Below are 13,455 nucleotides of genomic sequence, written 5' to 3'. Positions count from 1 at the left end.
CGACAAGCGTTATGCTAGCAATTACGGTTGTCATTTTTATGTTGCTGAACGGCGAGGTGTCTGAACCAATGAGTGACCATGATTCGGAAGTCGTGGGATGGTGGCATCGATCGAAACGACGCTTGAGTTGTGTCGCTGCGGGATGTGAAAGGACGGATGCGTCCGCTGTTTGCGCAGGAGCGCTCGGCGGGTGAACGCGGGATTGTTCCTGGACGGTGTGCTGAGCGGGGAGCGGGCGCAAGACTAGCTAGGTAGATGCGCGCGGAGGCTGCCGGCGATTCTGCCCCTTGGCGGCAGCAGGCTCTTCTGGGTCGGGATCGGTGGGAACGCCGATGCGATGCGTGACCTGGTGCGTGGGTACGTCGTCGAGCATATGGCGGACGACGCCGCGGTTCTGGTGATTGGCGAAACGGGTTTCCTCAAGCAGGGCAAAGCATCGTGCGGGGTGGCGCGGCAGTACACGGGATCAGCAGGAAAGATAATCAACTGCCAGATCGGCGTGTTCGCAGCGTACGTATCGCGCCACGGCCATGCCTTTATGGATCGGGCGCTATATCTGCCGAAGGCTTGGGCCCACGATCTGACGCGTCGGAAGGCTACCCTCCGAGCCAGGATCTCGATCCGGCGAAGCGCGTGTTCATCGATGAGAGTGTGCTGCAGAGGCACGGAACTGACCCGCAACGATGCCGCCGCGCGGCGCCTGAAACGTCGATCCCCGGTATCGGTGTTCTCAATGCCACCGCTCTTGTCGCCGCTGTAGGGACGGTACGACCTTCGAGGGGCGTTAGGGCCGCTTTGGGCAGTCGATCCAGTTGCTCCCTCAGTCGATCGAGGTTCTGCGCGCCCTTCGCCACTATAAGGCCGAATTCTGCCATGCGGCCGCGGATCGCGTTGGAGCATATCCGACGAGCTGCCTTGCCGCATAAACGCGACAAGGACACGCGGCGGAACCGGATGCCGTATGCGTGACGGCAGTGGCCGCCGGATAATGCCATGCGTTGCAAATCAGACTGAACTAAACCGCTGCCGTGGTAGCTGGGGCGCGGGTCTGGGCTGAGGAGGCCCCTGTCTGAGAAGATTTGGTGTCGAGCCAACCCTCCGGACAGGAGGACCCAGATGGCCCAGATAAGCCCTCTGGGTCAGCGGATGATTGAAGATCTGACGATCCGCAATTTGTCACCGGAGACCCAGCGATCGTACGTGCATCACGTGGCGAAGTTCAGTCGATTTTTTGGACGATCACCCGACCAATTGGGATACGAAGAGGTGCGCGCCTATCAGGCCCACTTGGTCGGCCGAAGGGTCTCGTGGGGGCGCGTTCAACCGGACCGTTTGCGCCTTGCGTTCTTCTACGGCGTGACGCTGGGTCGATCTGATCTGCCTGGCCGGACAAACTCAGCAAGAGCGAGTCCATTGGCTCGCCTCTGTTCGGACAGCGAGTTGATCGTCACTATCATATCGGACAGGAATGTTAGGTCGTGGGTTTCTTCGTCAGGATTGACACCCCGAACTGCCTCACTCAAGAACTGGAGGCTTCCCACAATGACCAGCTTGGATTTTGCCCGGCTCAGCGCCACGTTCATTCGACGGCGGTCGCGCAGAAAGCCGATTGCCTAGCCACCCGACCGCGGATTGTTGCGAACGAGAGGCAGCAGGGAAGACCCTTGGTAAGAAGTCGGATGTCTCGGAGACGAGGACGCTATTCCGCCGCATCGATCCGGTCTGCAATCTAGTCGCGATTGCTGCCAAAGGCAGGGTATAGCCACGCCGGAAGTAGTATCTGAACTTCTTCCCCCGTCCAAAAGGCGCCAACGGCTCAGAACCATTGCAAGGCTGAAAGAACTGCCGTTCCTTTTTTGGGGCTCGCTGAAAAGTCTTCAGCCTAAAGCCGATTATTGCGGTCCACCTGTCGGTATTTTCCAAGGCCATTGCACGGGTGCACCAATGGCCATGCGGAGCGAAGCCGCGAGGGCGCTTGCCCTCTAAGTTTGTACCATGCAGCGCGGGGCGGCCGACACCTTCGCCTCCCGGCTTCAGCGACGCCTCGATTGTAAGCAGGACTGTAACCAGATAGAAACACAGCCTTGATAATTCACAATAATTCTTCACAAATACTTATAATAAACTTATCTACATGGGCGTTGATTTATTATAGATAGGTGTGATAGAAAGGACGTTCTAAGTTTAGTTGCACGAATAATCATATAGTAATAATCAGAAATACCAGATAGCGTAGAGCTGATTAAAGAACACCTAGAGGATAAGTGGCGTTGCGCCAGGGAGTAATAGCATGAGGATAATGTCGTTCAAACCGGACCATGATGGCACAATTGCAGCGTTGGATGTATCAGCAGCCGAGCTGATTTATTCATACGAGGCTGAGAAGGATAGCTTTCCCAGATATACGCCCATTAACCCGACGACTATCCTCGAAGCCGCTGGGCGCCTAGACGCCATTCCAGATGTCATTGCCGTCGGTGGGTGGTGCACGGGATTCGGCCACGACGCGGTAGGCTACTACGGCATAGCTCAGGGATCGGAAATTGTCGGCGAGAGGACCATTTTCGGCCGAAAGGTGCATTTCTATTCCTCGACGCACGAGCGCTCCCATCTCTGGGGCTCCTACGGCATGTCGCCTTTCCCCGCCGGCATGCCTTGTTACGCGCTGATCTGGGAAGGATGGTGCGGCGATTTCTATGAAATCAATGAGCACCTGCAGTTCGTGCATCGGGGAAAAGTGACGGCGAATCCGGGCCACAAATATGCTTTCCTTTATGCGCTCGCCGATCCGAAATATACCTTGCCCAAAGGTCCAACGCGTATCGAACACGCAGGCAAGGTAATGGCGCTTTGCGCCTATGGGCAGACCGGATCGCCGGACCGGGACGAGCAGGCGCTAATTGATTTCCTGCTCCAAAGCGATGTGTATCCCTTGTCCAAGGAGGACCTGCGGAATTCGCCCTACTACAACATTGGCGTAACCCATCAAAAGTTCACCAACCTCGCCAGGCGCGTTTCAGACGCCATCTTCGATTCGTTCCACACTTTCGCGAAGAAGAACCTGACAAAGGGCTACCCGCTGCTGATTTCCGGTGGGTGCGGGTTAAATTGTGAGTGGAACCGCAGATGGCTCGAAACAAACCTTTTTTCCGATGTTTTCATTCCTCCATGCTCAAACGATACAGGCTCGGCGATCGGGACCGCAGTCGACGCGATGCGGCATTTCACCGGCAATGCGAAGATCAAATGGAATGTCTATTCAGGCCAGCCTTTCACACTTGACGAAATTGACCGCACCGGCCTCGAGATCCATCCACTCGACTACGGCCAGGTAGCCTCGGCGTTGCTCGACGACAAGGTGATCGGCTGGGTACAGGGGAATTGCGAAATCGGGCCACGGGCGCTCGGCAACCGGTCGATTCTCGCGGCGCCTTTCTCAAAAGCAACCCATGAGCGGTTAAACCGCATCAAGAACCGGGAGGGTTTCCGCCCGATCGCGCCGGTTTGCCTGGAGGAGGACGTCGCACTCCACTTCGACTTGGCACGTCCGTCTCCCTACATGCTTCTTTTCCAGAAGGTTCTCGATAGCCGGTTAGAGGCCGTCACGCATGTTGACGGCACAGCGCGGGCCCAGACCGTTTCGCAGGAGCAGAACCCGCACCTCTTTCAACTGCTTACCTCGTTCAAGGCGAAAAGCGGCGTCGGCGTTCTTTGCAACACATCGCTGAACTTCAACGGTACCGGCTTCATCAATCGTGCAAGCGACTTGCTGACCTATGCCCGGGCTGCGGGTCTTGACGGATTCGTGATTAACGACGCCTTTTATCTCCTCAAGGAGGGGCCCCTCACGCCGGCGAGTGGACAGAAAGAGACCCCATAAGGTAGGAGGCGCATCCCTCCGAGCAATCGCGGAAACGGTTTGACAAGAGCAGCGCATCAAGGCGGGTGGTTGAAGCTTGCCAGGACCTCCCCAAGGAGAGCGATACGTCAGGGATGAGACTATCAACATTGTTCGCCTTCGTCAGCCCGACGAAATCGATGACCGGATGTGCTTCGCACAGGCGCGCGCAATCGCTTGCGCAGGTGATCGAGATGGAAGCCGAAGCCTTTCTTGCCGAGATCCTTCAGTCCCCCGAAAGCCGGGTGCCGATGAGTCCGGAATATCGCGTGACGCGTTCGCGAAGACAGGGTGAAGGGATCGCTCACCGCCCGACGCGGCTTGCGCGGTCCGTAGACCGGAGCCTTGCGGCAGCACCATCATTGATGCCGGATGCGTTACGGGCGGTTACCGTGCCGTCCTTGTCGAAAGCGGGCCGGAGCTTCGTCATGGACTCGAGCGTGGCGCCGTGGCAGATACATTCATCCTGGTCGACGGTGACCTCGCCCTTGCGGGTCTTGACGATGAAAGGGATGATCCCATCGGCGAACTTGCAGGCCTTCTGCGCAGGTTCCGCCTTGTACTGGGAGCGGAATGCGAATTCGTCCCACTCCTGACGGGTCAGCTGCCACTTGCGCGCGACGTTCTCTCCGGTGACGCCCCATGTGATAGCCGTAGAAGGCATGGTTTTGTTGCAACTGCTGAATGGGAGCGCAGAGTGGTGTGACGCGAGGCCAATCACGGCAAGGATTTGGAACTGCTCGGCCAGGATTGGATTCGGATTGAAGGGGAACCTCGCCTGTGGCTTACGCATCATGTGATGCATTTCGATGCCGTTTAGGATGATCGCGGCTGATGCTGGTGATTTGAAGCCGAGCATTGACCGGATGCGGCGCTTGATGCACGATGGTCCTATTCGATCCTGTTAATCAGGTATTTACTCTTGCGGATTCGGATCGGCTTCGGGAACGATCCTGCAAGCTATTTGTGATGTGACAGAAAACGCGATTTGTGATGTTATAGAAAACGATAGCCTCCTGGTTGGTCTGGCTACCATCATGACGACGCGGTCGGGCCGGCCATGACGTGCTAGCGCTTTTCAGAAGAACCGGTTGACTGAAGACAGGTCACGCTGCTCTCCGAACCGGAATTCGACCGTGTCGCCGACACTGTCGATGGCGGTAAAAGTACATCCACTGGCCGCGGACCTTGATATGCGTCTCGTCGACATGCCACTTCCCGGTCACGCTACGCTTGTGCCGATTTAAATGTTCCAGAAGTAGCGGTACAAAACAACGGTCCGGCGGTGGATGGTCGTGTGGTCGACGGCGATCCCCGCTCGGCTATCATCTCCTCAAGATCACGCAGGCTGAGATTGTAGGCCAGGTACCAGCGCACGCAAAGGAGGATCACTGACTGGTCGAACTGACGACCCTTAAACACCTAATCCTTCGAAAAATGTCGAAGGAGGCTTGCCACAGTGCCCGTTGCGCGGCAACAATTAAGTTGGCCAGTTCGACGACAATTATCTTGGCTGGTTAAGGCGTCCGCCCCCGCCCGTTGATGGGGGAGGCCGCGCCCCCCCCGACAGGGCGGCGGGGGGGGACGGCGGCGATTTCAAGCCCCCTTCAGGGTGGGTCAGCCCTTCTGCGTCGAGGGTGGTATCGCAGCTCAATCAACCAACGATTTGAGCTCGATGCCAAACCTTCATGTGACCGACTGCCAGGTGATGCTCTACATGACCTCCCGTTCCCGACACCAAAGCAAGGATGCCGCCGCAGCCGGCGCCGCGCGCACTGCACGCCGCATCGACAAAGACCCGCGTTTGCCATCTCAAAAGAAGCAGCCGCGAACCTGGCGAACTCGCACCGACCCACTGACGGACGTCTGGCCGCGGGTATTGGAGATGCTGGGGATACCAGGAGTCATGGCCGTGACGATCTTCGAGGACCTCCAGGATGAACTCGGCCTTGACGCTCTTCCCGACAGCGTCCGCCGCACGCTGGAGCGTCGCATCGCCAAATGGCGCGCCCTTCACGGAGGTCTTCTTCCCTCAGCGCCATGATCCCGGCCGCCAGGCCCTGTCCGATTTCACTGTCACGGACGGCCTCGGCGTCACCATTGCCGGCGAGCCTTTCCCGCACCGCCTCTATCATTTCCGGCTGGCCTGTAGCGGCTGGGAACATGCGCGAGTCATTCTCGGCGGCGAAAGCTTTTTAGCTGTCGCCGAAGGCCTGCAGGATGCGCTTTGGAAGCTGGGCGGCGTGCCGCGCGAACACCGGACGGACTCGCTGTCGGCTGCCTTCAAAAACCTCGACCGCGACGCCGAACGCGATTTTACCAAGCGTTACGGCGACCTGTGCCGGCACTACGGCATGGAGCCCACCCGCAACAATCCCGGCGTCGCCAATGAGAACGGTAGCATCGAAGCCGCCAACGGCCACATCAAGATCCGCCTCGACCAGAGGCTCCGGCGCCGGGGAAGCCGAGATTCGACAGCCTTGAAGCCTATCGAGCCTTCGTCGGTGGCGTCTGCGATCGTCACAGCGCCCGCCGCGCCAAGGCCGTCGCGGCCGAGCGCGAGACGCTCAAAACTCTGCCCAAGCGCCGAACCACCGACATCGCGATGGTGACGGCGAAGGTGACACGCAACAGCACCATTAATGTCGATCGGATCCTCTATTCCGTTCCGTCCCGGCTCATCGGCAACAAGATCGCAGTGCGTCTCTTAGATGACCGGCTGGAATGCTTCCTCGGCCCCGACCCAGTCATGCGCATAACTCGCGTACGGACCGACCGAGCACGCGGTCACTCGATCGATTATCATCATCTGATCGGTACACTGCGGCGCAAGCCGCAAGCCCTCCGATACCTCGTCTACCGCGAAGCACTCTTCCGGCGCGCAGCCTACGCTCGCGCCTGGACCGCTCTGGACGAAGCCCTGCCGCCCAGAGACGCCTGCCGGTCAATGGTCGCTTTGCTGGCTCTGGCCTCGACCTGCGAAGCCATTGAGATCACCTTGGCCGATCGTCTCGACGCAATCCTGGAAGCCGGCCGGCTGCCTGACCTCGCCAAACTTGAGATCGAGTTCGCGAGCAAACCGAGCTCGTCGAGCGAGGTCGCCATCCCAGAGCCAAATCTCGAAGCCTACAATCGGCTTCTGCCCTCGGCTTGCGAGGTACGGCCATGACCGACGCAGCCATCCTCGCCTCCTTGCTGACCGAACTGCGCCTGCCCAGCATCGCGCGCAATTGGCGGCGCATCGCCGACACCGCCGACCGCGACGGCTGGCCAGCCCAAAAAACCATCGCTACGCTGATGGAGATCGAGGTCGCCCAGCGCACCTCCCGCCGCATCCAGCGTCATCGCGATCAATCCGAAGCGCCGGCTGGCAAATCCTTCGCCAGCTTCGATTTCGACGCTGCACCAGGCGTGCGCAAACAGCAACTTCTGTCCCTCGGCGCCGGCGGAGACTGGATCAAGAACGGCGACGACCTCTTGCTGTTCGGCAAAAGCGGCACAGGCAAAAGTCACGCTATCGCGGCCATCTGCCATGCTCTTATCGATGCTGGAAAGCGGGTCTTGTTCACGCGTACCATCGACATCGTTCAAAGGCTGCAGACTGCGCGTCGCGACCTTTCCCTGATCGGCGCCCTTGAGAAGCTCGATAAGTTCGACCTCATCGTACTCGACGACCTTTCATATGTCAGGAAGGATCAAGCCGAGACCAGCGTCCTGTTCGAACTCATCGCGCATCGATACGAACGGCACAGCATCGCCATCACCGCCAATCATGCATTTTCAGCATGGAGCACCGTTTTCCCGGACGCCGCCATGACAGCGGCGGCGGTGGACAGATTGGTCCATCACGCCACGATCATAGAAATGAATGGCGAAAGCTATCGAGAGCGCTCCGCCGCCCGCAGAGCCGCCAACGAGGAAACTCCCATCTTAGCTTAGGCTTTAACAGCAACACATCATCGCATGGGCTGTAATTGTCGCTGGGACAATAGCTAACGACAATTACGCACGCCGCTATCATAAGCATCCAGCGACAATTAAAGTGATTGTCGCTAAGGCTCTCTCTTGCCAAACGACAATTGGAAGGATATACCTCTTATCGTTACTCGGTAACTGTCCAATTCTGCCAGTTTAATTGTCGCCAGACGGACACCGTAATTGTCGCGTGGCAGCCCGTAATCAAAACGTTGCAACAAATCGGCGCTTCAAGCCTACGGTGAAGTGGAAAGCCGTGAACGAAATGCTGTCCGAAACCAGGCCCCAGATACCCAATCCCGTTCTTTTTCGAACAACGTGACAGCACCGTCCTGCGAACTCGCCACAGGAGATCGATCAGGCTCACGGTTGCACTCGTTGTCGGATCTTCGACGATGTCAGACATGAGACAGGGCGCGATCAGGGCGATCGCATTGTTCTGAAATCAATTTCTCAGTTGGCATGACACATGCAAGGCTACCTGCAAACGCGCATCGGCACAGACTGAGGAGAACTCATCCTGCTATTACTGGCATGGAAACTCGACCACAGCCCTGGACCGGCTTGAAATCACCCTCCTTAGAGAATTCGCCAGCCAGTCTCGGATCGCGGGCTCAAATACCAATCCGATTCCACGGGAGAAAATGATGTACCATGTTCCACCTGAGACTACGAAATACGAGCATCTCATCTATGAAGTGGACACCGAACAGGTCTGTTGGCTAACGCTGAACCGGCCTGAAAAAATCAACGCTATGAACGAGCGCCTGCTCGCTGAACTTAGGGCAGGACTACTTCGCGCTGATGATGATGACAATGTGAATGTAATTGTTATCCGCGGTGCTGGCCGCGGATTCTGCGCCGGTCATGATCTGGAAGAAGGTCCCCCGTCGGACGATCACTTGTCGATGTACGAATATCGCCTTAAATATATTCGCCAGTTCGAGCAATTCACAACGCCCTGGCTTGTTAGTAAGCCGGTTATAGCGTCCGTTCATAAGTATGCCATCGGCAAGGGGTTCGAACTTTCACTGTTTTGCGATGTCTCCATCGTCACTTCGGACATTCGGATGGGCTACGGCATGGTTCGCTACGGCATCACCGGCCATTGCATGTTTATGCCCTGGCTCGTGAACATGAAGGCAGCGAAGGATCTTCTGCTGACTGGCCGGGAAGTTTCCGGCAAGGAAGCCAAGGAACTGGGTCTGGCAACCGAGGTTGTGGCCCCTGAGGAACTTCACGAGGTCACCCGCCGGAAGGCAACGCTCATGGCGCGAATGCCGCGCGATATGCAACGGATGCACAAGATGTATCTCAATCGCGTTTACGAAATGCGAGGGCTCAAGAGCGCGACGGACTACTACCTCGAGCTGGTTGCAATCGCAGGGGTCCTTCCTGAGTATGCAGAGTTTACCAAAATGACAGTTGAGAAAAGTCTGAAAGTGGCGTTGAATAACTTTCAAGCGCGTTACGAAGGACTTGGATGACACTTGGCCGAATTGCATACTGCTTTTCAATGAGGTGCGAGGGTGCTGTCACGTCGTCCGAAAAAGAACGGGATTGAGTATCTGGGCCCTGATTTAGGACGCATCTCGGGCCCGGCCTTCCACTCTGCCATGGCTTGGGGCGGTGGATATGGATGACGAGCGCTGAGTGTTTGGAGCTTGGTGGGACGAAGAGATTGCGCAGCGCAGAAAAGATAAACCAGGTGATCGGAAGCCCTGCATCATTCGCTCCCGTTTTCGCAAGGGTAGATGCGAGTTTTCAGCTCGATTGTTCAGTCCTTACGTCGTTACGAACTGAGCGATTTTGAATGGAGCGTGATCCAGCCAAACTTGCCTTCCAAGGTTCGCGGCGTAGCGCGTGTCGATGACCGTCGGGTTCTCAACGGCATCCTGTGGCGCAAAGCCGGGGCGAGAAATACAGCAAACGGATTGATGTCGAACCCTTGCGCTTTTGCGCCGAGATGGGCAGCTTCAATTAGCCTCTGCGGCAAGGTTTCGGATCGCGTCGCTGTTGTAGGCACGGTCAGCAAGCAGGATCGCATTGGGCTCGAGCGTTTCCAGCATGGCAGCGGCAGGCTTGCCGTCATGCGGCAAGGCGCTTGGGCCGATATCCTGCCCAAGAAGAACAGAACCGGCAGCTTCCCGTTCAGCACATGGGCCTACAGGCAGCGAAATCTCGTCGAGCGATACTTCAACAAGCTCAAGCAGTTCAGAGGCATAGCCACCCGATACGCACGGTAGACGACTCAGGCGTATTTTGAGATCGCCATCGATCTTCGGGGTGCTTTTTCGAGCCATGCATGGGTTGCTGCTTTGGGGCAGTTGAGGATCCAGTCCCTGAGCGCGTCGAGACCGATACGGAACCAGGATTTCTCGCGGCGGCCATGGCTTTTGCGCGGTATTGCCTTCATCCCCATGGTCTGGGTGGCGCATCGATAGGCCCATGTGATGGCGAGCACGACGACGAGCATGAGGCTTTCGAGCTTCTCGAGATTGGTGATGTGGGTGCCCTCGAGATTGAGGCCTCGTGTCTTGGTGTCCCCGAACAGGCATGCGATACCCCACCGCTTTCGGTAGTCGTTGAGGCCTGCTTCGGATCGGGGCGATTGGTGGCCACGATCAGCCATTCGCCGTTGCCAAGGCGTTTGGCGGCAAGACGAAGAGGCTCGCGCGTGGCGCGTGCCGTGCCGTTGATGTGCCCGACAAGGGTTGCGCATCGGGCTCGCCTGCGCCGCAAAAGGGCGAGCGACCATGCGCGACCATCCCCGAGAGTGACGGTCATGTCGACCCTCACGCGGATGGCGAAGGGGATATTGTTTTCGTTTAGGAAATCCATCCATTCGGCGCCGATGAACTCGCCGTCGACGAGCAGACAGCGGATAGAGGCGGCGGGAAACAGGCTGAGATAGCGGCGCATCAGCGCTATGCGGTGACCTGTTCGGAGTTGCCCTGATGCGGCTGCAGGGTAAACAGCAACGGCACCCGGAAGCGCCTTGTGACGATGGCCCAGCATCAGAATGTTGATGCCGCGCGATCGATGCTCGACCTGCGCGGCAGGCTGCCGGAGCAGATTCGCCATGGAAGCCAAACGCCAGCGCTTTCGACATTCATCTCGAAGATCGCCGCGTCATCAACAAGCCGATACCGCGCGGCGAGGGTCATGAGTCATAGCGCCTTCCTTTGTGGAAGACTGATGCAGGGATTCCAAGTGCGGCGACGTCAGGCTCCACCCCAAGTCCCGGCGCAGTCGGCGGCGCAGCAAAACCATCGATGTTCCTGGCTCCTTGGCCGGGGACGGGGTCGACCGCAAGGTGATGATGGCAGAGCCAGCTGGCCAACCTGTTTGCGGCAGGGGTCGATGATGCGAGATGAATTGCCGCAGTATCTGCCAATGCCGAACCACCTAAGTCCGCAAAGTGCATCTGCCATCCCACCGAGACACCGAAATCGCGAATCTGCCGGGCCTTGGTCAGACCGCCCATTCGGTTGGGCTTCACCTTGACCCCCTCGCAGGCACCCAAGCGCCAAGCTAGCAGATGGTCGTCAAAAGTATGAAGGCAGTCGTCGAGCATGATCGGCTGTATTATTCGTTGAGCAACCTGAGCGCATTGCTGCAGCGTCTCGCAAGGCTGTTCGATCCAGCCACGTACGGACACGTTGTTCAGTACCTGGATCGCGACCGCCGGCAACCAGGCTCGGTTCACGTCGTAGGTAACCTTCTCGTCCGGTTTCAGCGCCGCTTCAATCGACTGAATACGCGCAATATCCGCGACAGGATCGCTGCCTCCCACCTTAGCAGAGTGTGTACGATAGCCCTCTGAATAGGCATCTCTTATGAGTGCGATCATCTCGTCGCTAGTGCCGGTGGAAATCGAAGAGTTAACTGCGACCGGATTTGCCTCAGTTCCACCGAACAATCGCCATAGCGGCATCCCGGTGACTTTTCCCAAGATGTCCCAGCAGGCCATATCGATGGCCGACTTCACATATAGATGACCGGGAAGCGCCGTATCCATTGTCCGGTTGATCGCTTCAAGCGACCTCGGGTCCTGCCCCAGCAATGAGGGCGCTAGTGTTGCTATGCCCGCCCTTACCCCTGGACCATGGGCGGGTAGATAGATGTTGCCCCAAGGGCAACTTTCTCCCCAACCAGACACATCCGCATCGGTATCAACTCGAACAAAGGTGCTGTCGAGTTTCTCTAACTTCAGGCGGCCACCGGGCAGCCAATAGGGCTTTATAAGTGGCAGGTCGAGTTGCCACATCGTAATGCCAATGATCCTCATAGAATACTGCGCTCCTCTAGAAATTTCCTGGTAGACCGAAAACACTCCCAAACTTTACACCGCCGCTATTATCCACCATGTGTATTGCCGCTCGGATTTCCTCCTTTGTGACATCATTGTTAAAGGTGCTGCGGCAAAGCGTTTCCCCAGTCTTGCATCTTGCCAAGCGCGCTGATCATAAGAGATCGACCGTTTTCTCGGATCAATTGCCTCGTCACCCCAACCGAACCTCAAATTATTGGAAAAGGACCGTGCCTGGTTTGACGGAGTGCACCTCTATCAACGATGCGACCGCTCATGCCAAGCTCTCACCACTGGATCCTCGAGCCCGCCGATGGCGCCAAACCGTGCAACTGGTCCGGCGCAACAGAAACCTTAGAATTGTCGCAACTGGAGGCGAGACATTCGTGTGGACGTGTTCTGTTACATTCGTTTTCGATTCTTGTCGCAAGCCACGATGCATTGAACAAGACCCAACGAGCTCTCTTATCCAGGGAGTAAATTTGTGTTTTCAGCCCGCCCCATCCCCCCGTAGGAATCCACGATGATCTTGCGGCCAGTGAGACCGCAGTCGCCGCGCGGCCCACCGACGACGAACCGCCCCGTTGGATTGACCAGGAACCTGGTCCCGGTCGCGTCCAAGTTGGGAGGCAAGACCGGCTTGATGATCTCCTCGATGACGCCTTCCCGGATTGTTTCTTGTGAGGCTTCCTCCGCATGTTGCGTCGAGAGGACTACCGTATCCAGCGCCACCGGGCGGAAACCTTCATAACGTATGGACCCTTGAGATTTTACGTCCGGGCGCAGCCAGCCAAGCTGTCCCGCCTTCCGGACCTCCGCCTGCTTTTTGGTCAGACTGTGGGGCGAGTTGGATCGGCAAAGGCATCAGTGCATCGGTTTCGTTGCATGCGTACCCGCATCAGCTTCTCCCTGGATTGCTGCCCGCTGTCACATTCCAGCTAGCCCTAACCGTGTCCCATGCAATCGGCATGCCACCAAAGAGGATCTGCGAACAAAAGAAGAAAACCACGTATTTCGCGCCGCCTCGGCGGAGTACGTCCGCCTTAGTGTGTCGGGTTTCGAACATAGACGTCTTCAATTGGACACGGCCGGACGCGAGAATTCGGACCGTCGAATGACGATGGTCGCCTCCCGTGCCAAACTCTCAGGCTCGACGATGATATCTCCGATACCTCCGCCGCCTTGAACATATGAGAAGGTTGAACGCACGCCGGACGCACAGCAGGATCACAGACTGGTCAAAATGACGGCCTTTGAACATCGCGGACTT

The 13,455-nt window shown here is 57.5% G+C and carries 8 protein-coding genes and 7 pseudogenes; 7 read left to right on the top strand and 8 right to left on the bottom strand.

Annotated elements, in window-relative coordinates; genetic code table 11:
- Positions 1–78: 78 nt before the first annotated feature.
- Both NKJ08_RS20820 and NKJ08_RS20810 read left to right on the top strand, forming a co-directional pair.
- Positions 79–598, top strand: a pseudogene (locus NKJ08_RS20820) (IS701 family transposase); the annotation flags it as partial.
- Between the two features lie 518 nt (positions 599–1,116).
- A pseudogene (locus NKJ08_RS20810) lies at positions 1,117–1,359 on the top strand (phage integrase N-terminal SAM-like domain-containing protein); the annotation flags it as partial.
- On the opposite strand, the gene NKJ08_RS20805 reads toward NKJ08_RS20810, so the two are convergent.
- Positions 1,350–1,601, bottom strand: a complete 252-nt coding sequence (locus tag NKJ08_RS20805; protein WP_352783140.1) for an AAA domain-containing protein — start codon at positions 1,599–1,601, stop codon at positions 1,350–1,352. The pseudogene NKJ08_RS20810 and the gene NKJ08_RS20805 overlap by 10 nt on opposite strands.
- Positions 1,602–2,299: 698 nt before the next feature.
- Here NKJ08_RS20805 and NKJ08_RS20800 point away from each other — a divergent pair.
- The gene (locus NKJ08_RS20800; RefSeq protein WP_352783079.1) at positions 2,300–3,880 is read left to right on the top strand and encodes a carbamoyltransferase C-terminal domain-containing protein; all 1,581 of its coding nucleotides are present in this window, start codon (positions 2,300–2,302) and stop codon (positions 3,878–3,880) included.
- A 328-nt stretch (positions 3,881–4,208) separates the two neighbouring features.
- Here the strand turns inward: NKJ08_RS20800 and NKJ08_RS20795 are convergent.
- Both NKJ08_RS20795 and NKJ08_RS20790 read right to left on the bottom strand, forming a co-directional pair.
- Positions 4,209–4,560: pseudogene (locus NKJ08_RS20795) on the bottom strand (thiolase family protein); the annotation flags it as partial.
- Between the two features lie 59 nt (positions 4,561–4,619).
- Positions 4,620–5,320 (bottom strand): annotated as a pseudogene (locus NKJ08_RS20790) (IS6 family transposase); the annotation flags it as partial.
- Between the two features lie 253 nt (positions 5,321–5,573).
- On the opposite strand from NKJ08_RS20790, the pseudogene istA reads away from it, so the two are divergent.
- The 3 genes and pseudogenes from istA to NKJ08_RS20775 all read left to right on the top strand — a co-directional run bounded on the left by istA (position 5,574) and on the right by NKJ08_RS20775 (position 9,360).
- Positions 5,574–7,067: pseudogene (istA, locus tag NKJ08_RS20785) on the top strand (IS21 family transposase).
- Positions 7,064–7,837, top strand: coding sequence for an IS21-like element helper ATPase IstB (gene istB, locus NKJ08_RS20780; protein ID WP_352783076.1), 774 nt, complete (start codon positions 7,064–7,066; stop codon positions 7,835–7,837). Before istA ends, istB begins: the two are co-directional and overlap by 4 nt.
- 683 nt (positions 7,838–8,520) lie before the next feature.
- A complete protein-coding gene (locus tag NKJ08_RS20775) occupies positions 8,521–9,360 on the top strand; it encodes an enoyl-CoA hydratase/isomerase family protein (RefSeq protein ID WP_352783074.1) in 840 nt (279 codons plus the stop codon).
- A gap of 113 nt (positions 9,361–9,473) precedes the next feature.
- Here NKJ08_RS20775 and NKJ08_RS20770 read toward each other — a convergent pair.
- Positions 9,474–9,657 (bottom strand): annotated as a pseudogene (locus tag NKJ08_RS20770) (IS6 family transposase); the annotation flags it as partial.
- Positions 9,658–9,972: 315 nt separating this feature from the next.
- On the opposite strand from NKJ08_RS20770, the pseudogene NKJ08_RS20765 reads away from it, so the two are divergent.
- Positions 9,973–10,110: pseudogene (locus NKJ08_RS20765) on the top strand (IS5/IS1182 family transposase); the annotation flags it as partial.
- Positions 10,111–10,124: 14 nt separating this feature from the next.
- Here the strand turns inward: NKJ08_RS20765 and NKJ08_RS20760 are convergent.
- The 4 genes from NKJ08_RS20760 to NKJ08_RS20745 form a co-directional block, all read right to left on the bottom strand.
- Positions 10,125–10,505: a hypothetical protein gene (locus NKJ08_RS20760; protein ID WP_352783071.1), complete on the bottom strand. Its 381-nt coding sequence runs from the start codon at positions 10,503–10,505 to the stop codon at positions 10,125–10,127.
- 385 nt (positions 10,506–10,890) lie between these two features.
- Complete coding sequence (locus NKJ08_RS20755; protein WP_352783069.1) at positions 10,891–11,040, bottom strand: hypothetical protein; 150 nt, start codon at positions 11,038–11,040, stop codon at positions 10,891–10,893.
- Positions 11,037–12,164, bottom strand: coding sequence for a mandelate racemase/muconate lactonizing enzyme family protein (locus NKJ08_RS20750; protein ID WP_352783067.1), 1,128 nt, complete (start codon positions 12,162–12,164; stop codon positions 11,037–11,039). The genes NKJ08_RS20755 and NKJ08_RS20750 overlap by 4 nt, the downstream gene beginning before the upstream one ends.
- 486 nt (positions 12,165–12,650) lie before the next feature.
- On the bottom strand, positions 12,651–12,971 hold the full coding sequence (locus tag NKJ08_RS20745) for a methionine adenosyltransferase domain-containing protein (RefSeq protein WP_502906345.1): 321 nt from the start codon (positions 12,969–12,971) through the stop codon (positions 12,651–12,653).
- Positions 12,972–13,455 lie beyond the last annotated feature (484 nt).

It is taken from the genome of Mesorhizobium sp. M0244, assembly GCF_040321795.1.
Taxonomy (GTDB): Bacteria; Pseudomonadota; Alphaproteobacteria; order Rhizobiales; family Rhizobiaceae; genus Mesorhizobium.
This window is presented reverse-complemented; position numbering and strand designations above follow the sequence as displayed.